Raw genomic sequence first — 22,143 nt, 5'->3', positions numbered from 1 at the left:
GTGGCAGTGTGATCGAGCACAGTAGAAAAATCGACAGAGGGATTAGCACTTGCTAACCCAATATCAATTTGAAAAGGCTGTGAAAAACCTTCTGTCAACGCGAAATCAGTGACAACAAAAGTTTGGGGTGGCAAGCTGCCTGCTGTCAGAGTGAATAAAAGTCCGCCAGCAGGTTTTTATTTAGTATAAAAAACAGTGATTGCAATCACTCAATAATTTATATAAATCAAATAATTAAAAACAAAATGTGGGGTTGAAAATCAAGATGCTTATCTGCGGGTAGAGAATGACACGAGTATTTCTAAATAAAGTGATAAATTGACAAGAAATTAGCGGGAATTAATATTTCAGGTTCAATCATAATTTAATAATTGGCGGGTTTATCTTGCAAAAAAGGAATGTGTTCTTTATCACATCCCTTTCGTTAAAAATATTCCAACCAAATAAGTTCCTGTTGCACTGGCAATATGTACCCGTTTTTCATTATGCAATTCTATTCTGGCGACCGATACTTTATTACCGGCACGAATGATATGACTACTGGCGGTAAATACCTCGCCACGTCCGGGACGCAAGTAATCAATGCGCAGATCTATAGTACCTATAGTAGGCAGACGTTTTTGCATTTCTTCTATCGTGATAACTTTCATCGTGGCCAGTGTACTCCCGGTACAGACTAAACCACCAGCAACATCAAGTATTGAAGCTATAGCGCCACCATGCAGGATTTTTTGGGCTATATTACCCACCAGCTTATCTTGATTGAAAAACTGAAGTTCTGCATAGTCTTTTTCAAAACGAACTAATTCAAGCCCCAACAGTTGGTTGAATGGCATATGATAAACAAACACCTCACCTATAAATTTACGCGCCTCTTCTTGTGTTAAAGGTTGGGTTGGTTGCTGTATCGTTTCCATATTGGATTTCCTGAAAATTAAAAAAATAAATTCACTAATATTAGATAGTTATTTTTGGTTAATAACTTGTTAAGTTTATGCTTTTATTTTCCAGCTTGCCAGTCTGAGAAGCGCTTCGAAAAAACAATTTTATGAAGAAAAAGTTACTATAAAAAATGCTCGTTTCGTGTTTAGAATGTGTCACGCAGTAAACAAGCAATGGTTACGGTGGCAGGAGCAGGGTTGGCTCGAAGTCGAAACATGTTCGCGTTTATATTCAAGTATTCAGTGGATATGGCGAGTCGATGATTGATTATAACTCCAAGCAGATTCGATTTGGCATCGGTGCCATGCTGAATAAGATATACTGTAATAGCTTCTATATGTCATTTGATTAAATAAACAGCTTTGAATAAATCATTTCAATAATTGAGGAAAGGCGTGTCTACCGCAGAAGTCATCAGCACGGCATCGCTGGCTGAACAAATATTACGAAAAACATTCGGATATCAGCAATTTCGTCCCGGACAGCAGCAGGTAATAGACGCCGTTCTTGATGACCGTGATTGTCTGGTTATTATGCCGACAGGTGGCGGTAAATCGTTGTGTTATCAGATCCCTGCTTTGGTCAAAAATGGGTTAACGCTGGTTGTTTCTCCCTTGATCTCATTGATGAAAGATCAGGTTGATCAATTGAGAACAAATGGCATAGAAGCGGAGTGCTTAAACTCAACTCAAAGTCGTGAGCAACAATTCGATATTATCCGGCGTTGCCGTCAGGGAAGCATCAAACTGCTTTATATTGCACCGGAACGGATGGTAACTGATAACTTTCTCGATCATTTACATGACTGGCATCCGGCTTTGCTGGCAGTTGATGAAGCGCACTGTATTTCTCAGTGGGGACATGATTTTCGGCCAGAATATCGTGCGCTTGGACAACTGCGCAGACGCTTGCCTGATCTTCCTGTTATTGCACTGACAGCCACAGCAGATAAAACCACTCGACAAGATATTGTTCGCTTGTTGGAGTTGCGTGATCCTATCATTCATATCAGCAGCTTTGATCGTCCTAACATTCGCTATACATTGGTTGAAAAATATAAACCTCTTGATCAACTCTGGTCATTTGTTCGTAGCCAGCAAGGAAAAAGCGGGATTATTTACTGCAACAGCAGGAACAAAGTGGAAGAGACCGCGGAGCGACTGCAAAAACGGGGGTTGAGTGTCGCTCCTTATCATGCGGGGCTGGAGAACAATCAGCGTGCCTGGGTGCAAGATGCTTTCCAGCGGGATGATTTGCAGGTAGTTGTTGCGACAGTGGCGTTTGGTATGGGGATCAACAAACCCAATGTACGTTTTGTCGTGCATTTTGATATTCCCCGTAATATTGAATCTTACTATCAGGAAACGGGGCGTGCAGGGCGGGATGGTCTGCCTGCTGAAGCAGTACTGTTCTACGACCCGGCGGATATGGCGTGGCTACGCCGTTGTCTGGAAGAAAAACCCACGGGTGAACAGCAGGATATTGAGCGGCATAAACTCAATGCTATGGGAGCGTTTGCAGAAGCGCAAACCTGCCGACGGTTGGTATTGCTCAACTATTTTGGCGAAAGCCAGCAAACCGCTTGTGGTAACTGTGATATCTGCCTTGATCCACCGAAACGTTATGATGGTTTAGTCGATGCACAGAAAGCCTTGTCCTGTATCTACCGCGTTGGACAACGATTTGGTATCGGCTATATTGTAGAAGTGTTGCGCGGCGCTAATAATCAACGTATCAGGGAATTAGGGCATGATAAATTGCCCGTTTACGGTATTGGCAAAGAGCATAGTCAGGAACACTGGATGAGCATCCTGCGTCAGTTGATCCATCTGGGGTTAATCAACCAAAATATTGCCAATTATTCTGCATTACAATTGATGGAAGCGGCGCGGCCTGTTTTGCGTGGCGAAGTGTCCTTGCAACTTGCTGTGCCTCGAATCCAAAGTTTGAAAAGCAGAAATCAACAAAACAAATCATACAGTGGAAACTATGATCGTAAATTGTTCGCTAAGTTGCGGAAATTGCGTAAATCCATTGCTGATGAGAACAATATTCCACCTTTTGTCGTTTTCAATGACGTAACGCTGATTGAAATGGCAGAGCAGTGCCCAATAACGTCCAATGAACTTCTGCTTATTAACGGAGTTGGGCAGCGTAAACTGGAACGTTTTGGTGATGCTTTTATGACACTGATCCGTGAGCATTTCGAAGGATTTGAATAACCGCAGTCAACCGTAGTCAACAAACAAATAATTGGAAAGACGACGGATATAGAGGATGATAAATGCCGCCTGAGATATTGAAAGCAAGCTGGTTAAACCGCGAACCTCAGTTCTCTGCGTTTACGAATGGATTATTACTGGATTTTTGGAATACCAGAAACGAACGGGAATTTATAGGCGTTGATAATATTCCTATCCGTTATGTTTCTTTCTGTTCGCCCCATCATGATAAGACATTGGTAATATCTCCTGGTCGTAGTGAAAGCTATGTGAAATATTCGGAAGTGGCTTACGATTTTTACCATCTGGGCTACAACATCTTTATTATTGATCATCGTGGTCAGGGCCTTTCAGGCAGAATGCTGACAGATCCTCAAAAAGGACATGTTGAAGCATTTGAACACTATGTGGATGATTTAGCAAAATTCATCGAATTAGAAATCGTTCCACTTCAATCGCATCGCTGTTATGCACTCGCTCACTCAATGGGCGGGGCTATATTGAGTTCTCTTCTATTACGCCAAGAATCAATATTCCGTGCCGTGGCACTATGTGCCCCTATGTTTGGTATTAACTTACCAATGCCTCGTTGGTTGGCGAATTTTCTGGTCAACCAGGCAGAACCTCACCCTACAAGGCGTAACAGATATGCGATATCAACAGGGCATTGGCGACCATTACCCTATTTTATCAACCTGTTAACCCATAGCTATGCACGTTATCAGCGATATTTACGCTATTATGTTGATTATCCTGAGTTACGCCTTGGAGGGCCGACTTACCGTTGGATGCGTGAAAGCATGCGAACGGGAGATAACTTAGTTGAAAATGCAGGAAAAATTCAGACACCACTTATTATTTTAGAAGCGAGTGAAGATAAGGTAGTGAGTAATCGGGAGTTATTGGCTTTTTGCGAAGCGCGTCAAAAAGCCGGAGCGGGAAAAGAAGAACACAATCCTCTGGTTATCCACGGGGCACACCATGAAATCCTGTTCGAAAAAGATGTATTACGGGCGCAGGCCCTTAATGCGATTTGTGATTTTTTTGATCAACACTGATTTATACCCAATAGATTTCAAGAAAGATGCGGGTATCGCTTAGGAATTTGAACCATGTACTATGTTGTTGCTTCAGACTTAGATGGCACACTATTATCTCCCGATCACGTATTAACGCCGTATACTAAGAAAATTTTGAATCTTCTGACAGATAAAGGGATTCATTTTATTTTTGCGACAGGGCGTCATCACATTGATGTAGGGCAGATCCGCGATGGATTGGGTATTAATGCTTACATGATCACATCGAATGGGGCGAGAGTGCATAATACACAGGGAGAACTGGTATTCAGCCATAATTTGGCACCGGAAATTGCCCGTGATTTATGTTTGCTGGAGTTTGATAATCCGAATGTTTTGACCAACTACTATAATAATGATGAGTGGTGGGTTAACCGTGAAAGCTCGGAACAGACTGAATTTTTTAAGGTGTCAGATTTCCATTTTCAGCTTTTCCAACGTGAGAATTTTCCTGTTAATGGTGTGTGCAAGGTCTATTATACCAGTGAAGATCATGACTATTTGATTCAACTGGAAGAGAGGATTGAAGCGCGTTGGGGAGATAAAGTCAACGTGAGTTTCTCTCTACGAAATTGTCTGGAAGTCATGTCAGGAGGCGTATCCAAAGGGGAAGCATTGGCACAGGTCTGTCAATCCATCGGGTATCAATTAAGTGACTGCATTGCTTTTGGTGATGGAATGAATGATCTGGAAATGCTGAGCGTCGCGGGTAAAGGTTGCATTATGCAGGGCGCCCATCAGCGCCTGAAAGACATTTTGCCGGACATGGAAGTGATAGGCTCTAATGCCGATGATGCGGTTTCGCGTTATTTGCAGAAAATGTATCAAGTTTGATGCTCAATTAAGTCATCAATTGAAAACAGCATCCTGATGGATGCTGTTTTTTTAAATATAAAAAGTCAAATAAAAGAAAATAGTTTTTTATGTGAATATTTCTCTATCTATTATCAAAAAACCATCACTTAATTTTCTTTTTCTATATATTATATTTATTACTTGTTTTTTTATTTTTTCCAGATGGTCACGATGCTTTCTTGTTATTTTTTTCAATTATATCAATGACTACAATCCCATTATATTAATGGAAATATAATTTTTGATAGCCTATTTTAAAATTTATTAATTACAATAGTTAAATTTTATATGATAGTTTTGACTGCAATCTAATTGCTGACTTTTTTTATTTTAACAGTCTACGCGAGTAGATATGTCTGTATATGAAAATAAATCATGAATAAAAATAATATTGTTATATTTGTTACGTTGGAATTAAAGACTTACTGTTCTGACACTCAGGGAATATATTGATATGCCGTATGAAAGTACGGTGCCAGCTATAACACCGATGCAGCATGCTTCTGAAACATGTTTGGCTACACCGGAAGGGCGGAGAGGGTTTCGGCGAGCCATTTTCTCCTGTTGGCTAGGTACGACAATGGAATATGCCGATTTTGCACTTTACGGTTTAGCCGCGGGTATCATTTTTGCTGACGTTTTCTTTCCTGAAACAGCACCAATGATAGCTTTATTGGCGAGTTTCGCTACTTACTCTGTTGGATTTATTGCCCGTCCCATTGGCGCACTTATGTTTGGTTGGTTAGGAGATCGCAAAGGACGCAAATTTGTCATGTTAATGACAGTAACGCTTATGGGGATATCCACCACACTTATCGGGCTTATTCCTGGCTACACTCTTATTGGTATTTGGGCACCGATTTGTTTGGTGACGCTGCGATTTATACAGGGATTAGGGGCAGGAGCGGCGTTATCTGGTGGTACTGTTATATTGGGAGAGTTTGCACCGCCAGCACAACGTGGTTTAGTTTCATCTATTATTGCTCTTGGCTCTAATGGTGGAACGTTACTGGCATCACTTGCTTGGCTGCTGGTATTGATGATGGACAAAGAGAGTTTACTGGATTGGGGTTGGCGTATCCCATTCCTGTGCAGTGTTTTGATAGCGATAATGGCCTTATTCATTCGTCATTACATGAGTGAAACGCCAGTCTTCGAACGTTATAAGGCAATGATGGCAGAACAGCGCGAACAAACATTGGATGAGAGAGAAAAGTATCAGACAACCGATAGTTCCCGTTGTTTCTGGCAACGAACCAGAGCATTCTGGCTTATGGTTGGCTTGCGTATTGGTGAAAATGGCCCGTCATATTTGGCGCAAGGGTTCATTATCGGTTACGTCGCTAATGTGCTGATGATGGATAAATTTATTCCAACGATTGCTGTGCTTATCGCATCAATATTGGGTTTTCTGATCATTCCATTAGCAGGCTATTTTTCAGATCGTTTTGGGCGCCGTATTACTTATCGTTGGTTTTGTCTATTACTTGTTTGTTACGCATTTCCTGCTTTTATGTTCTTGGAAAGCCGTGAACCTATTATTGTTATCCTGACTATTGTTGTAGGTATGGGATTGGCTTCACTCGGTATCTTTAGTGTGCAGGCCGCCTGGGGAGTAGAACTATTTGGGGTAACTAACCGTTATTCCAAAATGGCCCTTGCGAAAGAATTAGGCGCTATGTTGTCCGGTGGAACTGCGCCGTTGGTTGCCGCGGCTTTATTATCTTTCAGTGGGCATTGGTGGCCTATTGCCTGTTATTTTGCCGTGATGGCGGGGATCGGTTTTATTACAACATTTTTTGCACCTGAAACACGTGGCAGAGATCTGAATTTACTTGAGGACGCAATTTAGTGTCCTCCCATTTTTGGTATTTTTACCAATTGAATCTCTGTCTCAATTTGAGGGACTAACATAAGTATTATGAATTCTCGCTTAAAAAGAGTAACTCGTAGCGATGTTGCGAAAGAAGCTGGAACTTCGGTAGCCGTCGTCAGTTATGTCATCAACAATGGCCCACGACCTGTTGCAGAAGCCACTCGCCAGCGCGTATTAGCAGCGATAAAAAAAACAGGCTATCGGCCGAATAACATTGCGAAGGCATTAGCTTCTGGCTCGACACACGCTTATGGTTTGATCCTGCCGGATATCTCCAATCCCTTTCTTTCTTCGGTAGCTTGTGCTTTACAACAAGAGGCTTTTAAGCACGGGCAAGTATTGTTACCGGGAGATTCAGGAGATAACCGGCTTCGGGAGAAGGAGCTTATCAACAACTTATTGAATCGTCAGATCGACGGTTTGCTGTATACCAGTGTGGATCGCTATCCTTATATGGATTTGATTCAGGCCAGTGGAACTCCCTGCGTTATGCTTGATTGGGTTAATGCTGATTCAAATGTTAGTGCAATTCGTGTGAATGAAAGGATTGCAGCATTTAAAGTGACTCAACACCTGACAGAGCATGGTTACCGCGATATTGCCATTATCTGTGGTCCTCTTAATATGCTGAATACTCAGGATCGTCTTTCTGGCTGGCGGGATGCTTTAAAACAAGCAGATTTGGTGGTACGGGAAGAATGGATCTTTTCCACAGACTATACTCGTTTGGGCGGTTATGAAGCAACGTTACGGATGCTAAAAGGGAAATTACCTCGTGCACTGTTTGCTACTAATGAATTACAGGCATTCGGTTGTTTGCGCGCGCTGGCTGAACATAAGATAGCCGTGCCTGCTGATATTGCATTGGTTTGTTTCAATGCGACTCAGCAATCTCTGTTTAATGTGCCTTCTTTAACCGCGGTTCGCCAGCCGGTTGATCAAATGGCACAAACAGCTATCGGAATGTTGAGATCATGGACTGGCAAAGCTCAGGAATGCGAATTTGAGTTTGAACTACAAGTTGGTGAATCTTGTGGTTGTCTGGTTGGGTGGTAACCTTACTCAAACTATGTGACAGTAAAATAAGCTACCGCATTTATTTTAAAAGTCGGTTACAAGGCAATGGATCAGAGTACTGTTGAAAAGGTAAAAACGAATACAAGCACCAGATTGCGTTGTGGTTAGCGCTCAGAAATTTTTCCTATGATAAAATCAACCGGGATTGCACCATGGTCATAGATGATACGACGCTGGTCAGTGTTATCGCACTTTTTGATTATTTGTACGATGAAATAGTTAACTGATATATTGTTAATGAGATTAATCTGTTTTTAAATAACTTAATTTTATTATAAGGTTGCTAAATAAAAGTTGTTTTTTATTGGTGGTTAATAATGAATTAAAGGGCTTTTTTTTCCTGATAGATTCATAGATAACTTTGATATGAAGTAGATGAATGTATATTTAACGCACTTTAAATTTTATCTTTGTAAGATTTTTTCAATCTATTATCTAATAATTACATTATTAATTTCATATTCTTTTTTTAACAATAGAGCGTAGACTTTAAAAGATAAGTGAGTATAAAATTCGGCATCCTTTATAGTTTGTCTCCTTTTTTATATAATTTGTTCTTAAAGAGAAAATATTATGAATTGGTATTTTCAAGTTTTTAAAAATTATGCTGATTTTTCAGGACGTGCGCGTCGTAAAGAATATTGGATGTTCTATCTTTTCAATATAATTATTTTTTTTGCCATCTGTATATTAGGTGCAATACTCAGTGACACTATTGGTTCTATCGTGTTGCTCATTTATGCACTGGTTGCTTTTATCCCATCACTTGCAGTGACAGTACGCCGTCTTCACGATACTAATCGTTCTGGTTGGTGGTTTTTACTGACTTTTGTGCCAATTGCGGGTATTGCAGTATTTATATTCACTCTTTTAGAAGGCACTGAAGGCAGTAATGACTATGGTGCTGATCCGAAAGTCATGCGTTAATAATTTAATATCTCTTTGATTTTATTTATTTAGTTTGCCATCATCTCAAAAACGTCGTCTATTATTTTATAGCGGCGTTTTTTTTATAAATAAACACCAAATTTATTCTGAATATCAGTCACGAAGAAGCAAATAAATCAATAAACCTCCCAAGACCATTGCTGCCATCATTATCGGTGTTTGCTGGGCGATTCTGGATTCCAGTACAGCACCGAAACAGACATATCCAAGAGGAACACTCAGAAAACGTGTGGAGGTAAATAGGGTCATTATCCGACCAAATAAATTCTCTGGCACTCGGCGCTGAATTAATGTGATTTCTACCGGCGCTGTAAAACCAATACCACAGCCGATGGCAAAAAGTTGGATAAATAGGACATACTGCTCACTGAATAGAGACAACGATATGAAGCCTAATCCGAGCAGGCTAATAATTCGGTAACCGGAAAAATGTTTGCCATAGGTACCGTATAACAAAGAGGAAAGCGTTGTACCTATACCAAAACTTGTCATCGAAATGCCAAGACTGACAACGGAATTAAATTCGGTTTTATTTATGTAAGGCAGATAAATTATCAAGAATGGAGTGATAACAAAATTGATTATTGAGCTGAGGATCAGAATAGAAAACAACTCCTTTTCTGACTTGATATAGTTGAATGCTTCAAGTCTCTTTTATGCTGTTTTATCTCTTTTGCCAGCATGACATCTTTTGCCAGACGTCCTGGAGAATCGAGAATGGTTGAAAATATTAGCAGGATAGCCAATAGATAAAAGTGCAGGATATCTATTGCATAAAACACAGGGATGAATAATACACTTAGGAAATTAACTAAATCAGATAACATTGAGATGCGAAACGCACCATATTTATCCACCAACTGCGCGCTAAAGAAAATAGAAAGTATCAATGGCACTATTTTGGCTGACATGACGGCGGCAACCAACAATGGGCTACCTGATATTTCCAGAATCAACCACGGAATGGCAATTTCTGTAATGGTGTTTCCAGAATAGAAACAATTTCGACTTCCAGTGAAGTCTAGCTAAGTAAAATAGTTTTTGTAAACTCTAGCAAAATCAGCATCATTTCTTATTTTTACGTCAAGTTTCGTCTGTTGCAATCAATATGCAGCGAGGGGCATAATCTGGGGCACTTACCTTTCGATTCTTACTATTCGATTACTGGGATGCTCTTAATAATGAAACTAAACGCACGACAAATCGAAACCGCAAAACCCAAAGAAAAAACCTATAAACTCGCCGATGGTGGTGGTCTCTATTTAGAGGTCACGTCACGCGGATCTAAATATTGGCGCATGAAGTACCACCGCCCTACCGATAAAAAAGAAGACCGGCTGGCTTTTGGCGTTTATCCGGCCGTGTCATTAGCCGAAGCCCGTGCTAAACGCGATGAGGCTAAGAAACTGATGGCACAAGGTCTCGACCCCAAAGCGGAGAAAAAAGGTGCATCTTCCCCGGCCAAAGTGAATACCTTTGAACAGGTCGCCCGTGCATGGCATACCAGTAACAAGCGCTGGGATGACCACCACCGCCAAGTAATATTGCGCAGTCTTGAACAATATATTTTCCCTCATATTGGTGCACACGATATTACTGCATTACGCACCAGTCAACTTTTAGCCCCGGTTAAAACTATTGATGAGCAGGGCAAACATGAAACTGCCCAGCGCTTACGCCAACGAATCACTGCAATTATGCGTTATGCCGTCCAGAATGACATTTTGGAGTTCAACCCAGCTAACGATATGACAGGCGCACTCACTACCGCAAAATCTCATCACTATCCTGCTCTGCCCCATGAATGTCTGCCTGATTTTCTGACTCGCCTGTCTTTCTATCGTGGACGCTTGCTGATTAAGATCTCCGTTGAACTGGCACTATTAACATTTGTCCGTGCCAGCGAGCTAAGATTAGCTCGCTGGCAGGAAATCGATCTTGAAAATGCCGTGTGGAAAATTCCTGCTACACGAAAACCCATCAAAGGTGTTCGCTTCTCTGAGCGCGGTATGAAAATGAAAACTGATCACATTGTGCCGTTGAGCCATCAGGCAGTTTCGCTTATCAAAGCCTTGCACGTACTGAGCGGCAACTGTGACGTGATGTTTCCCAGCGCTCATAATTCCGCGAAAGTCATGAGTGAAAGTACCGTTAACAGAGCCTTACGCAGCATGGGCTACAACACCCAAACCGACGTCTGTGGGCACGGATTTCGCACAATGGCGCGCGGGGCGATGGGTGAATCCGGTTTATGGAACGATGACGCCATCGAGCGCCAGTTAAGTCATATCGAAAGAAATAATGTACGGGCAGCGTATATTCACACCTCCAAATATCTGGATGAACGGAGGCTGATGGTGCAATGGTGGGCAGATTATCTGGATGCGAACCGGGAAAAGGCGATCACACCTTATGATTTTGCTAAGCCACTGCGTGAAAGAAAAACTCGTTAATGCAGCTCGAAACTAACCAAAATCAACCCACCCTCAGTGGCTTTTATTGAAGCTGAAATTACTAACTGGATCGCCCAGTGTATCGCTGAATCATGGGTGGCATGACACAAAGAAGAATATGACATAAGAAATGCATTATAAAACATAACGCCCCGAAGTGCGGGAACACTGCGAGGCGTTTCACCAACAACGTTTAAGAAAGGTATAAAACGATGGCTGATACACAGCATACCCAAACTCGTCCTGAATTTACAGTTCAAAAAACATCTGGTAATCAAAAATCGATTGACCTGATCCAATCCGTGAAAACATCCGCTATGTATTCCTGGCAAAACTTATTGCCAGCTTGTGGCATTAATGTTCCGGCAAAGGGAAAGCATGGTGCTTGCCCTGTTTGCGGCGGTTCTGACCGTTTTCACTTTATAGATGATCACCATCATGGTAACTGGCATTGCCGCCAGTGTGATGCCCCGAACTACGGTGATGGACTGGATTTAGTGGCGAAAACCAATGGTATCTCGATTCTTGAAGCCGCAAAAATTGTTGCTAACGTGCAGGCATTGTCTTTACCGGAACTCAAGCTAGCCAGAGAAAGCATCTATCCAACACAATCCATTGCCAAAAGAGTCTCAACACTGATGATGCAGACTGTCGCTGGGCAATCTCCCTATTTAACTACAAAAGGGCTACATTGCCCTGATCAGCAATTGATTGAAGGTGGTTCGTTGTTATTACCGCTGACAACACTAAATAAAAAAATCACCGGGGCGCAGATCATCAAACCGAATGGCGAGAAAAAATTACTGTCTGGCAGTCAGAAGAAAGGTGCATTTATTGCCGTGTCAGAGCTGGAAGCTCAACCTGAGACAGTGATTATTACCGAAGGTTACGCCACAGCACTAACTGTTAACCAGCTTTATAAAGGCACAGTTCTAGCTGCAATAGATGCAGGCAATTTGTATTCTGTCGCAAAAACCGTCCGGGAACGCTGGCCAGACTCAAAAATCATTATTGCAGCCGATAATGACTGGCATAGCCCTATTGATCTGGATAAGAACGGTAAACCTCAAAAGAATATCGGCAAGATCTCAGCAGAAAAAGCCGCTCTTGCGGTTAATGGTTGGGTCACGTTGCCGCCTACAGAACACAAAGCCGATTGGGATGATTATCGCCAGCAACATGGTATTGAAGCAGCACAGAAGGCATTTTGTGAGAGTTTATTTCGGGTCAGGGAAACGATGAACAGTTATGCGATAGCAACCCATCATCATGGCAATATTGAAAGCATTTATCCAAATAGAAAAACAAAGCTGCCGCTGTCAATCGGCTCAGAAGGCTTTGATGCTCAATTAGATTACGTGGTTAAAGGTATTATTCCTGCATATTCCCTGTGCAGCATTTATGGCGCGAGCGGATCATATAAGAGTTTTCTGGCGAGTGCATGGGGTTGTCATATTGCTACAGGTAAGGCATGGGCAGGAAAACAGGTTGTGCAGGGTTCTGTACTGTATGTTGTGGGGGAAGGCGGGATCGGCGTACCTCGGCGTATCAAAGCATGGGAAATCGTCAACGGCCAGACGGTTGAAAATATGTATCTGATTAATACTCCGGTATTTCCGGCCTCGCCTGCTGAAGTACATGAGCTGGTGATTGCCGCCCAACAGGTTGAAGCCGAAACAGATCAACCGGTACGTCTGATTATTCTCGATACCCTCGCCCGCTGTTTTGGCGGGGCTGATGAAAATGATTCAAAAGATATGGGGGCGTTCGTTCGGGGCTGTGATGAGCTGAAAGCCAAAACAGGCGCCAGTATTCTCGTGGTTCATCATTCCGGCAAGGATGAAAGCAAAGGTGCAAGGGGTTCCAGTGCCTTTCGTGCATCGCTGGATGCTGAATATCGGATCAATCGAGAAGGAAAAAAAGGCGGTGCACTGGTTATCACCTGCACCAAAATGAAAGATGCCGAAGAACCGGAAATCAAAGCCTATGATATGCGCGTGGTTGAACTCTTTACCGATAAAGATGGAGAGGATATTACGTCACTGGCCTTGATTGACAGGCCGCGCGATCCAGTTGAAGCGGAAGAAATCGAGCATGTTTCTAATAAAAGCGATAATCACACGGCATTATGGCAGTGCATCCGGTCACGTACCGCCTTAAAAGAGCCTTGCAGTATCGCCCTAATCCGTGATGACTTAAAGGCAATAGGCGTGAATGTGAAGAATTTCAGCCGCTGGTTAACCAAATTAGAGCAAGATGGCCTAATTACCCGCAACGGGCAGGAACTTATGATTATTAACCAGAACAATAAAGATTAAAAAATGAGGAAAAAAGTGAGGAGTGGTGAGGAGAGCGATTTTACTGCTCACTGTATTCCTCACTTTCCTCACATATATAGAGAAAAAGTGAGGAACACCAATGATGTTGATTTTTCAGAATAAATATTTATCCATTCCTCACCTGTTTTTGCAGTGAGGAAAATAAAAAGTGAGGAGAAAAATGAGGCGCAGGTGAGGAAATAAGTTGTTTTCTTATAGCAGGCATTTTTCAGCTCTGCGTATTGCCGGGTTAATGGATTAGCCCGGTAATACGCAGAAGACAAGCGAAGCGCGTCAGGTATAATAACACTGCTCCTTATACGTCTGATGGGATTTCGGCCAAAATGATCAAAGTTCTCTAACATGGAGTCACTATATATATTGCCAAACTATATTAACAGGTGTTTTTAATAAGGATTCAATCTTCTCTATCACCAAAGATAATCCGACATCTGTATGAATAATATCTATTTTTCTGGTGTCAATTATCAAAGCAAAGCAACCAAATGCTCCCCAATTTTGATAATCTAATTCAAGAAGCGATACTTCGTACCCACAACACGGAATTGACCATCTGGTATAAATTGTTTCTGTTCTCGGTGAATTATCTCAAAGATAATCCATTTTGTCATACCACCACTTGGTAATATCACTTTTACAGCGTATACAGGAAGGAATTTCAAAATTTTCCATCCCGTTAAATAGTTCTACGTCTTCAGAAACATAAGATTCAACATCAAGAGAAGGCGGTATTTTAGCCAAAAAACGAGCATATTTCTTTTTATCTTTTATCTTTTATCTTTTATTTTTTGTTTTTTATCTGACTTTTTTATTGTTCGAAGAAAGCCTTCTGCTTTATTTATTGCTGACTGCTCTGGAATAAAACAAGGATCTTTAGGTACAAATAGTAAGTAGGAGTCACTCATATAATTTCTATTTATAATGGTCAATCATAGGATAATCAGCTAAGAGGCAACAGGCTCGAAGCTGATTGTTATATAAATAAAACTAAGCGCAAAATCCGCCTTGACTTGCAATCAACTTTGCACCACAAGCCGTATGCATACCTTCTAATGCAATGGGTTTTCCTTGATGCTTTAAGTTATCACTACCTTCTACAATAGGAAAAACGCCTTTGCATTTTGGGCACGTCACTAAGTCACCTTTGGCGGCAATAGGTACACCTTGATAGGCGTAACTATCAATAGCAGTAATGACTTTACCACCATGATCTGTTGCATCGTTTAATCTGACAACGGCTTTATCTGCCATAGTTATATCTCTGTCATTTAATCTTTATATATTTCAGCATATAAGGGCAGTAAACCTAAATCACGTAATGCAATTTCAATGTCATTTGAAAGATACTGATCTGCCTTATCCAAACAATTATAATCTCCTTTAGTAATTATAATTGTACCCGTACTTAGTGTTGTGGAAATAGGGATAAATTCAGCTCCGGTTTTCAATAGACTAGGATGTATTTCGAATTGAATAGGAAGATATAGCATCCAGCCAACAGGAGGGCGATCAGGAAAAACTGCTTCACCAACTTCATCACTACTACCATTAAAGCTGACAGAAAAAAGATTTAATGTATATTTTTCTGCTGCCGACTTTATAAAATCGGTGAGATTATCCTTTTTGTATATACCAAGGTAGTTTTCAGCATTAATGCGAATTGATGTGCATTCGTTATTCTTTGTTAAAAGAATGGACATGGAGTCATCTTCATTGCCATCCCATAATCCCTCAACGATGGGTAAATATTCTCCTATTAAATTTGAAGCATTTTGGTTTGTATATCCATCAACATCCATTATTTTGTTTTGTAAGGCTTCTTCTAGTGTTTCACCTTGAGCATATAAAGCTGTAATTTTCTTATCACATTTGTTTATTTCGCTAAGAAAAAAATGAAATGTGTCAATGATGGTTATCATTTCTTGTGTGACAATTTTCTTTATAACTATATGTATAGAAATTTCACTCATATAAATACCCTTTAATTAAATCATTGGAACGTGATAAACATCCATAATAAGACCGTCGCCTTTGAATATTTTATTAAAGTACATAAAACTGAGCCTTTCCATGAAGTACCATGCTAATTTATTAGGCGGAGTTGATTGCACTACAAAACTTTGTGTATGTGCTTGTTGTACTGTTCCTCTAACTCCAGAATAAAATTTTTTAAGGACTCCTTCAGAGATAAAGAATTGATCATATGCACCCTTAGTTTCTTGTAATAAACAAGACGGAGGTTGAAATCCATCGAATGATACTGTTGCATAGTCCCATTCTTGAACCCATCCTGGCCCGAACGGAGCTTTAGTAATGTAGACTTGATATTTTAAATTAATTGGGTCACCAAAATTTCTACTTTCATTTTTGGCTATTCCGGTACTAGCGGGGCAAGATTTACATTTCTCAGTTGAGCGAGACAACGAGCCTTCCTTTTCAATTTCTTCAATTCGAGATCTTGCTTTAGCTTTACCAATATTAATATCATTTTCTATTTCTTCTTCAGTACGTGTTTTCGGTTTTTTAGGTACAGGTGCAGGTTCCAGCTCTATATCATCTACTGTCGTACCTTTAGTACTTTCCATAACACCAATGCCCACTAATATTGCGGCACACCCGGCAATAGTCCATTCAAGGGCTGCGGCAATAGGAGGTATAGCAAAGATCATATTATTTTTTCCTTTTCATTAAGTTATCCAATGCCCTTAGGTAATCACGATATTGTTGTTCTGGATTATTACCTGCCTTTAGCATATTTTGAATTTCAGGCGAATCGTGATAATTGCGGTTAAACGCCACAAAATGGAGGTAAGAACGTATCAGTTTTTCCTCTTTAAACCCCATTGCGATTAAATCCAGATACGCTCCCTTTAGCCGTTTATGCAGACTCTGTTCACTTTCCCCTTCGACTAATTCAGGATGTTCCGTCTGAATCTTTTTTCGTACTTTTGTGATATACGCTTCATCTTCGGCATCAATAAACTTATTTACCTGTTCATTACTGAGTGTGATCATCATTGTGCTCCTTTCACAGAATAAAACTGACCATTCAGCCAATAATTCCATTCATCAATCGGTTGTGTGAATTTAGTGAACTGTTCCTGATTAAAAATATCCGGGATTTGATGCAGAATCCGGGGGTCATAAAAACGCAACAGCGCTGTTTTGCCACTTTCCAGTTGGATATTCAGATACGGTCCAAAATGACGGGTCAGGCTGTCCAGCGACAATGTGGAATAAATCCATGAAACGGCAGGAAAGGTTTTTTCCAGTTTTAGAAACTTTTCCACGGAGGCAGTGTTATCGGTTATGTCAAACAACCACGGCCCGGCGAAGGCGATTTCGGCATCAGGATGCCGGCGAAAAAGCGGGTTATTCAGCTCGGCAATGTAAGTGAATTCCTCATCAAAGAGGCGTTCATACTGTAAACCATCAATCAACGCATACCTTTTTATGTCTGGATGCGTGTTGTGATATTCCTGCCAGGCTTCTGGTGAAACTGAGATCATGATTGCCCCCTGATAACCATTGCGGAGCCACCTAATGCGGCTTTCATTAAGCAACTGATACAAATTTTCTCTAATGGTGCCGTTAAGACTGCCGCCGCCTGTGCAACATTGATGGGTTTTAGTTTATCCAGCATATCCGGCAGCTTGCCGCCCCAGCCTGAACCATTACCCGGCGCACCGCTGCCCATATTAATGGCTGCACTGCTGGTGATCCCGCCCGCATCAATTTTCAGAAAATGCCCGGCGGCCTGAATGGTCAGTTCCGCTCCGGCATCAATCACCACTTTGGCACCTGAACTGAGGTGAATTTCATTGCCGCTCTGGGTTAACAAAGCATCGTCAGCTTTGATATGAAGTTTTTGCCCGGTAGAGAGCGAAATATCATTGTTTGCCTGTACGCGGTATTCATTATCAACGCGTAAATGAGCGTCATTTTTAATATGATGAGTGCGGTTATGACCAATATTGTAGGTTTCGTCATTGAGAATTTGCGCGTTGATGTCTTTTTGCGCATGAATAAACACTTCCTCGCTGCCTTTGGCATCCTCAAAACGCAGTTCGTTAAAACCTTCGCCTTTATGGGTTTTGGTTTTAAAGGTGGTACGGGTTTTTGTGGCAGGTAAATCCAGCGGTGGACGGTTCAGGCCGTTGTAAACGCAACCGGTGACTATCGGACGGTCAATATCGCCGTTGAGATAGGAAACAATGACTTCCTGTCCGATGCGGGGAATGGCCATAAAGCCATAGCCGTTACCGTTCCAGCCCTGAGTAACACGTACCCAGCAGGAGGCGCTGTCATCGGCTTTGTCGTAACGGTTCCAGTGGAAATGCACTTTTATTGCACCGTCTTTGTTCACGAAGATTTCTTCGCCCTCCGGCCCGACCACTGTTGCGCTTTCATCACCATCAGCCTGTGGCTTGTAATGAAAGGGTGGCCGCCAGTCAACATAGCCATCGATAAAACTAAAATCGTTACTCAATGTTGTGCCATCGCCGCCATTATCTCCCAGCGCCTGTGGGCAACGACCATGATGACTGATACCGACAATCTGCCAGCGGGTATTGAGCGGGGCATGGGGATGCTTTTCGATTTCGAAGATTTTGCCCGGCATCAGTTTGATACAGTTACTGTTCCCGTTACCGCTTTGGGTTTGGTTTTTCAGCACTTCGTGACGGTATTTCACAAACGGTTTGCCTTCGGCTTCCTGCTGAAAACGCCCATAACTCTCGTAAATGGTATAGGGAGTCAGCGTACCCATTGCCTGATATTCCGGGCTGCTTTCCAGTTGATATACCTGAGAAAGTGGTCTGTCCGGGTTGTAATCCCGATGAATGCTGCGCTTCGGTGCCATTCCAACCCCCAGACGTACCTGATAAATGGTATCGGTGCCGTAGGCTGTTTCCGGCTGAGGCTGATATTGCAAGGGCAGGTTTGCTGTCATCCCTAAATGGCTGTCACTGAAAAACAGTTTTTCATCTTCAAACCAAAAACTGATCCCTTCTTCTGCGGCCAATCGGCAAAAAAACGCATAATCAGATTCCCTTTTCTGGGTGGTGTACTCCCGCTTTTGATGGGGATCTTCCAGTTGCGAATCAACCTGTACATGGTGCTTTTTCAGCAGCAGCTTCATGATATCCGGCACACTCTGGCGGTGATAAATGTGACTGTCCTGATTGAGCGTCAGCCGCCAGAGATGCGGGCGCACCGTGAAAGTGTACAGGGTCTTGTTACCATCGGTGCCACACCAGTCAGCATGGGAAATAATGCCGGTGATTTTGCGTTGCTCGGTTTCACCGTGGAAGACCTGCAATACGGCTTCCTGCATCAACAGTGCGGTTAAATCGATTTCCGGCTTCGGTTTAAAAGGATTATCGGGCAGAGATTGAACCAGCGTCAGGTTCAGGGTAAACAGGTCAGAAAGCCCTTCCCGCAGGGTAAAATCCGCTACGGCAAAGGTATCTTCAGACAAACTCCCTATCCGGCAAAGAAAACGTAATCCACTTTTTAGCATTATTCTCTCCTGTTTTTCATTTCCTATCGTTACATTTCACTGCGCAGGCCAAGCCGCTGCCGGAATGCCCATAGCAGGGTTCGCTCACCCTGCCGATAAATTTCCAGCTTAGTGAAATTATTCCGTACGACGAAACACGCCAGTAATTGGTCGATTATTCGGCAGAACTGATACATCACACCGTCATTTTCATAACAGTCCGGGTCAAGGCAGATACGCAGTTTGCTGCCATTAATGGGAACTCCTTCTCTGCTGTAATCAAGGCAGTGATCTGATAAGGCGTCAATATGAACAATACCGTTAATGTGCTGCTGCATCCGGCGGCTGAGCCTGCGGTCATGCCCGGCATAGCAGTCGTATAAACGCAGAAAACCTTTCAGTGATTTGGCATGGAAAAGCAAAAACGGGGGAATGTTTAAGAGGTTAATCAGCAACCAGTCCGAGTTACCCAGCACCATTGGCGGAAAATCGGAGGAAACCGGGGTGATATTACTCGCAGATAAATGGGCGGGCACGGATTCCTGCGTGAGCGTAATGTCACCGATAGCCAGTTTCATGGCCTGTTCATGATAGCCGATGAAGTCAGCACATACAGACTGGGGTGACAGGTTATTCGCCGCTTCTCCATCCATTCCGATGAAACGTATCCGGTTGTGAATACGCCCCAGCAAATCATCCGTGATCACCGACTGAAAATAAACGTTATCGGGTTCACCCGCCTCCAGCAGCCAGTCACTTCTGGCGTGATACTGGTCAATCGGCAGAAAATGACAGGATTTACCCCGCGGCGTACTGCCCTGAACCGCTTTTTCACCGGGTTGTTTTGCGGTTTGAATATTATTAACACGAAAAAGCCGTTCCGTTTCTGCCAGCGGCAACGGATAACACGCATTATCAGGTATCAGCGAAATGGGCTGACTGACCATCGGCACCAGATGTACCGCCGGAACACACCCCAACTGAAAGGCGTCGCCTAAATCATCAACCGGCAGCTCGCCTTGCAGACGAATAATCAGTTCACAGGTGCCATCGGGGTTTAACAGCAAATGCTGTTGCTCATTGATATCCAGCGTCATGAAATTGAACACATGAGGCAGGCAATAATATTCGGTTATCTGTTGCAGATGAGCAAAAAGCATGCTTTCCGTGGGTAACAGGGTCTGCTGTAAATTCTCAGGCCAGCCCAGAAAATCACTGTCCCGGAGTCTTTTTTCGCCCTCTGCCGTACGAAGATAAACCTCCTCAATGTGCATATCCAGCCACAAACTTAATTGCGCCGCCCGGTTTTTATCCGTCCCCAGAAAAAAAGGCAGTTTTCCACCTGACCAGCTTAATACCTCGTTACCGGTCTGGCGCAGCGTCAGAACAATGTCGCTGTATTCACGGGTTTTCTGGATTTTTTTATCCAGCACAATGAACGGTTCGATATGCAGGGGACGGCAGGTATGAAAGGGAAAATGCTGTTCTCCCACAGCGGCAGTCACCGGGGCGTCTTTCGGAATATCGACTGCGCCCTGATGAATATCCTGATGAGGCGTAAACTGGATTACCGTGGCGGGCGGAACGGGGCGCAGGGGATGAGGCCAGATACGACCCAGCATTTCATGGGTGATTTGTGGAATGCTGTCTTCGATGGTGCTGCGCACATTGGACGTTAATAACGCAAAACCTTCTATCAGGCGTTGAATATCAGGGTCATTGGGATTTTCCAGAAATTCAGCTAACTGCGGGTTTTCGGCGGCAATCTGTTTCATCAATTCGCGCAGGTAGGCTAACTCTTGCAGGTACAGCGATTCTTTCCGATTTTTCATTCTGCTCTTTCCTTGCTCAGATATTCAACTGAATAATCTATCGGCATTTAATTGAAAACGTTTATGAATAATAAAGAAATCAGGATTAAATAAGCCATTATAGGGAATTTAACGTTAATTAAATTAACAAATTTTGATTTTTGTCTTACATAACAAAATTCTTTTTAAAACAGGGAAAATACGCCTTTGACCCTGTCCGGCTAAACCGTTAATATCTTTTCTACAAAAAATGATCTGGCGCCTGAAAGGATCAGCGTAAAGCGGCGAAATAAAACTCCTGTAGCCTGAAAGGGAGTGCATGTGATGCGGTACATCTGCTCACCTTTGGAAGCAGATATTGTCAGGACACCTAACCCCTCGTCTGGCAATGAAGGTCTCTTAAACTAAAAATACGCCCAAAAGGTGTTTTATCTTGTTACTGAAGTGTATTGAACGTGGGTTCATACACTGACTTTTCAAAGCAGGATAAATCCTATTTATTTTCAATGAACAACAGAATGGCTTTTGTGCCTCCGTTCATACTGTTATCTATCCCTGTTTGAATTATTCAATAGGCAATTTTTCCACAGCTAAACCATTAACGTATGACTATCCGTTTGACACTGAATTTGGCGGCATTTGCTGTGCCTGCGGGCATTTCAACGCTTGCACGGCCTTTGCTGATTATTCGGAAACTCAAGGCGTCACTTTTTGCGGATTTATCGCTGAAAGTGACGCCGCAGCCAAAGAACCACGCAACTCTGACAGGCTCTAGCCTGCTTCACCATTCAGTGAATCTGACACTGCATTTTTAGATTTAAAAAGGAGAACTTGACGATATCGAGGCTGGCTTTTTAGCCGGTGGGGATGACCTGTTAACACAGGCGGCAGTACAGCGTACTCAACCGATACCCCGCAATACCTCAACCTGCGTTCACTCTGGCGCACAGATATCGATCAAAGGCAAGACAGGTATTTTCTGTTTTGCCAGAACGGTCGCGCGCCAGAGATTGTAGGTTGTCAGGTATAAGCATGGAGGAA

19 protein-coding genes and 2 pseudogenes are annotated in these 22,143 nt (G+C 42.5%); 11 read left to right on the top strand and 10 right to left on the bottom strand.

The annotated features are described in order from the left end of the window. Positions 1-410 precede the first annotated feature (410 nt). The gene (locus tag AAC852_RS15945) at positions 411-917 is read right to left on the bottom strand and encodes a thioesterase family protein (protein ID WP_340621837.1); all 507 of its coding nucleotides are present in this window, start codon (positions 915-917) and stop codon (positions 411-413) included. 194 nt (positions 918-1,111) lie between these two features. Here AAC852_RS15945 and AAC852_RS15940 point away from each other — a divergent pair. The 7 genes and pseudogenes from AAC852_RS15940 to AAC852_RS15910 all read left to right on the top strand — a co-directional run. Beyond that, positions 1,112-1,294, top strand: a pseudogene (locus AAC852_RS15940) (phospholipase A); the annotation flags it as partial. 43 nt (positions 1,295-1,337) lie between these two features. After that, a complete protein-coding gene (recQ, locus tag AAC852_RS15935) occupies positions 1,338-3,164 on the top strand; it encodes an ATP-dependent DNA helicase RecQ (protein ID WP_340621836.1) in 1,827 nt (608 codons plus the stop codon). A gap of 62 nt (positions 3,165-3,226) precedes the next feature. Further along, positions 3,227-4,222, top strand: a complete 996-nt coding sequence (pldB, locus tag AAC852_RS15930) for a lysophospholipase L2 (RefSeq protein WP_340621835.1) — start codon at positions 3,227-3,229, stop codon at positions 4,220-4,222. 54 nt (positions 4,223-4,276) lie between these two features. Then, positions 4,277-5,077 carry a sugar/pyridoxal phosphate phosphatase YigL gene (gene yigL / locus AAC852_RS15925; RefSeq protein ID WP_340621834.1) on the top strand — a complete coding sequence of 267 codons (801 nt, stop codon included), beginning with the start codon at positions 4,277-4,279 and terminating at the stop codon, positions 5,075-5,077. A 475-nt stretch (positions 5,078-5,552) separates the two neighbouring features. Next, positions 5,553-6,950 (top strand): MFS transporter, encoded by a 1,398-nt coding sequence (locus tag AAC852_RS15920; protein WP_340621833.1) that lies wholly within the window; start codon positions 5,553-5,555, stop codon positions 6,948-6,950. 69 nt (positions 6,951-7,019) lie between these two features. Further along, positions 7,020-8,030 (top strand): LacI family DNA-binding transcriptional regulator, encoded by a 1,011-nt coding sequence (locus tag AAC852_RS15915; protein ID WP_340621832.1) that lies wholly within the window; start codon positions 7,020-7,022, stop codon positions 8,028-8,030. Between the two features lie 594 nt (positions 8,031-8,624). Next, positions 8,625-8,978 (top strand): DUF805 domain-containing protein, encoded by a 354-nt coding sequence (locus AAC852_RS15910; protein ID WP_340621831.1) that lies wholly within the window; start codon positions 8,625-8,627, stop codon positions 8,976-8,978. 114 nt (positions 8,979-9,092) lie between these two features. Here the strand turns inward: AAC852_RS15910 and AAC852_RS15905 are convergent, their stop codons facing one another. Then, positions 9,093-9,611: an MFS transporter gene (locus AAC852_RS15905; RefSeq protein ID WP_340621830.1), complete on the bottom strand. Its 519-nt coding sequence runs from the start codon at positions 9,609-9,611 to the stop codon at positions 9,093-9,095. Next, the gene (locus AAC852_RS15900) at positions 9,596-9,910 is read right to left on the bottom strand and encodes a hypothetical protein (protein WP_340621829.1); all 315 of its coding nucleotides are present in this window, start codon (positions 9,908-9,910) and stop codon (positions 9,596-9,598) included. Before AAC852_RS15900 ends, AAC852_RS15905 begins: the two co-directional genes overlap by 16 nt. 270 nt (positions 9,911-10,180) lie before the next feature. Between AAC852_RS15900 and AAC852_RS15895 the strand changes: the two genes are divergently transcribed. From AAC852_RS15895 to AAC852_RS15890, 3 genes and pseudogenes are all read left to right on the top strand, one after another. Then, positions 10,181-11,452, top strand: coding sequence for a tyrosine-type recombinase/integrase (locus tag AAC852_RS15895; protein WP_340621828.1), 1,272 nt, complete (start codon positions 10,181-10,183; stop codon positions 11,450-11,452). A gap of 212 nt (positions 11,453-11,664) precedes the next feature. Then, positions 11,665-11,931 (top strand): annotated as a pseudogene (locus tag AAC852_RS20060) (primase-helicase zinc-binding domain-containing protein); the annotation flags it as partial. Between the two features lie 159 nt (positions 11,932-12,090). Continuing rightward, complete coding sequence (locus AAC852_RS15890) at positions 12,091-13,770, top strand: AAA family ATPase (RefSeq protein ID WP_422824312.1); 1,680 nt, start codon at positions 12,091-12,093, stop codon at positions 13,768-13,770. Positions 13,771-14,778: 1,008 nt separating this feature from the next. Here AAC852_RS15890 and AAC852_RS15885 read toward each other — a convergent pair. From AAC852_RS15885 to AAC852_RS15855, 7 genes are read right to left on the bottom strand one after another with little or no spacing between them, the layout of a single operon-like run. Continuing rightward, the gene (locus AAC852_RS15885) at positions 14,779-15,042 is read right to left on the bottom strand and encodes a PAAR domain-containing protein (RefSeq protein ID WP_340621826.1); all 264 of its coding nucleotides are present in this window, start codon (positions 15,040-15,042) and stop codon (positions 14,779-14,781) included. Between the two features lie 17 nt (positions 15,043-15,059). After that, positions 15,060-15,761 (bottom strand): hypothetical protein, encoded by a 702-nt coding sequence (locus AAC852_RS15880; protein WP_340621825.1) that lies wholly within the window; start codon positions 15,759-15,761, stop codon positions 15,060-15,062. A gap of 15 nt (positions 15,762-15,776) precedes the next feature. Continuing rightward, positions 15,777-16,460 (bottom strand): restriction endonuclease fold toxin 5 domain-containing protein, encoded by a 684-nt coding sequence (locus tag AAC852_RS15875; RefSeq protein ID WP_340621824.1) that lies wholly within the window; start codon positions 16,458-16,460, stop codon positions 15,777-15,779. A 1-nt stretch (position 16,461) separates the two neighbouring features. After that, positions 16,462-16,809 carry a hypothetical protein gene (locus AAC852_RS15870; RefSeq protein ID WP_262946619.1) on the bottom strand — a complete coding sequence of 116 codons (348 nt, stop codon included), beginning with the start codon at positions 16,807-16,809 and terminating at the stop codon, positions 16,462-16,464. After that, positions 16,806-17,300 carry a DUF4123 domain-containing protein gene (locus tag AAC852_RS15865; protein WP_340621823.1) on the bottom strand — a complete coding sequence of 165 codons (495 nt, stop codon included), beginning with the start codon at positions 17,298-17,300 and terminating at the stop codon, positions 16,806-16,808. Before AAC852_RS15865 ends, AAC852_RS15870 begins: the two co-directional genes overlap by 4 nt. Next, a complete protein-coding gene (locus tag AAC852_RS15860; protein WP_340621822.1) occupies positions 17,297-19,312 on the bottom strand; it encodes a type VI secretion system Vgr family protein in 2,016 nt (671 codons plus the stop codon). The genes AAC852_RS15865 and AAC852_RS15860 overlap by 4 nt, the downstream gene beginning before the upstream one ends. A gap of 29 nt (positions 19,313-19,341) precedes the next feature. Further along, positions 19,342-21,123, bottom strand: coding sequence for a type VI secretion system baseplate subunit TssF (locus tag AAC852_RS15855; protein WP_340621821.1), 1,782 nt, complete (start codon positions 21,121-21,123; stop codon positions 19,342-19,344). Positions 21,124-21,707: 584 nt separating this feature from the next. Here AAC852_RS15855 and AAC852_RS15850 point away from each other — a divergent pair. Continuing rightward, on the top strand, positions 21,708-21,917 hold the full coding sequence (locus tag AAC852_RS15850) for a hypothetical protein (protein WP_340621820.1): 210 nt from the start codon (positions 21,708-21,710) through the stop codon (positions 21,915-21,917). The last annotated feature ends 226 nt before the right edge of the window (positions 21,918-22,143 follow it).

Origin of the sequence: Xenorhabdus siamensis (genome assembly GCF_037996745.1) — a bacterium.
Taxonomy (GTDB): domain Bacteria; phylum Pseudomonadota; class Gammaproteobacteria; order Enterobacterales; family Enterobacteriaceae; genus Xenorhabdus; species Xenorhabdus indica.
Note: the sequence above shows the minus strand (reverse complement) of the source record. Positions and strands in the feature narration are given on the sequence as shown.

Bases quoted from the DNA above. Each gene is read 5' to 3' on its own strand.
- AAC852_RS15915 (WP_340621832.1), top strand. From the start codon at position 7,020: ATGAATTCTCGCTTAAAAAGAGTAACTCGTAGCGATGTTGCGAAAGAA.
- AAC852_RS15875 (WP_340621824.1), bottom strand. From the start codon at position 16,460: ATGATCTTTGCTATACCTCCTATTGCCGCAGCCCTTGAATGGACTATT.
- AAC852_RS15870 (WP_262946619.1), bottom strand. From the start codon at position 16,809: ATGATGATCACACTCAGTAATGAACAGGTAAATAAGTTTATTGATGCC.
- AAC852_RS15850 (WP_340621820.1), top strand. From the start codon at position 21,708: ATGACTATCCGTTTGACACTGAATTTGGCGGCATTTGCTGTGCCTGCG.
- pldB (WP_340621835.1), top strand. From the start codon at position 3,227: ATGCCGCCTGAGATATTGAAAGCAAGCTGGTTAAACCGCGAACCTCAG.
- AAC852_RS15885 (WP_340621826.1), bottom strand. From the start codon at position 15,042: ATGGCAGATAAAGCCGTTGTCAGATTAAACGATGCAACAGATCATGGT.
- AAC852_RS15920 (WP_340621833.1), top strand. From the start codon at position 5,553: ATGCCGTATGAAAGTACGGTGCCAGCTATAACACCGATGCAGCATGCT.
- AAC852_RS15890 (WP_422824312.1), top strand. From the start codon at position 12,091: ATGATGCAGACTGTCGCTGGGCAATCTCCCTATTTAACTACAAAAGGG.
- AAC852_RS15895 (WP_340621828.1), top strand. From the start codon at position 10,181: ATGAAACTAAACGCACGACAAATCGAAACCGCAAAACCCAAAGAAAAA.
- AAC852_RS15910 (WP_340621831.1), top strand. From the start codon at position 8,625: ATGAATTGGTATTTTCAAGTTTTTAAAAATTATGCTGATTTTTCAGGA.
- AAC852_RS15860 (WP_340621822.1), bottom strand. From the start codon at position 19,312: ATGCTAAAAAGTGGATTACGTTTTCTTTGCCGGATAGGGAGTTTGTCT.
- AAC852_RS15880 (WP_340621825.1), bottom strand. From the start codon at position 15,761: ATGAGTGAAATTTCTATACATATAGTTATAAAGAAAATTGTCACACAA.
- yigL (WP_340621834.1), top strand. From the start codon at position 4,277: ATGTACTATGTTGTTGCTTCAGACTTAGATGGCACACTATTATCTCCC.
- AAC852_RS15900 (WP_340621829.1), bottom strand. From the start codon at position 9,910: ATGTCAGCCAAAATAGTGCCATTGATACTTTCTATTTTCTTTAGCGCG.
- AAC852_RS15855 (WP_340621821.1), bottom strand. From the start codon at position 21,123: ATGAAAAATCGGAAAGAATCGCTGTACCTGCAAGAGTTAGCCTACCTG.
- AAC852_RS15865 (WP_340621823.1), bottom strand. From the start codon at position 17,300: ATGATCTCAGTTTCACCAGAAGCCTGGCAGGAATATCACAACACGCAT.
- AAC852_RS15945 (WP_340621837.1), bottom strand. From the start codon at position 917: ATGGAAACGATACAGCAACCAACCCAACCTTTAACACAAGAAGAGGCG.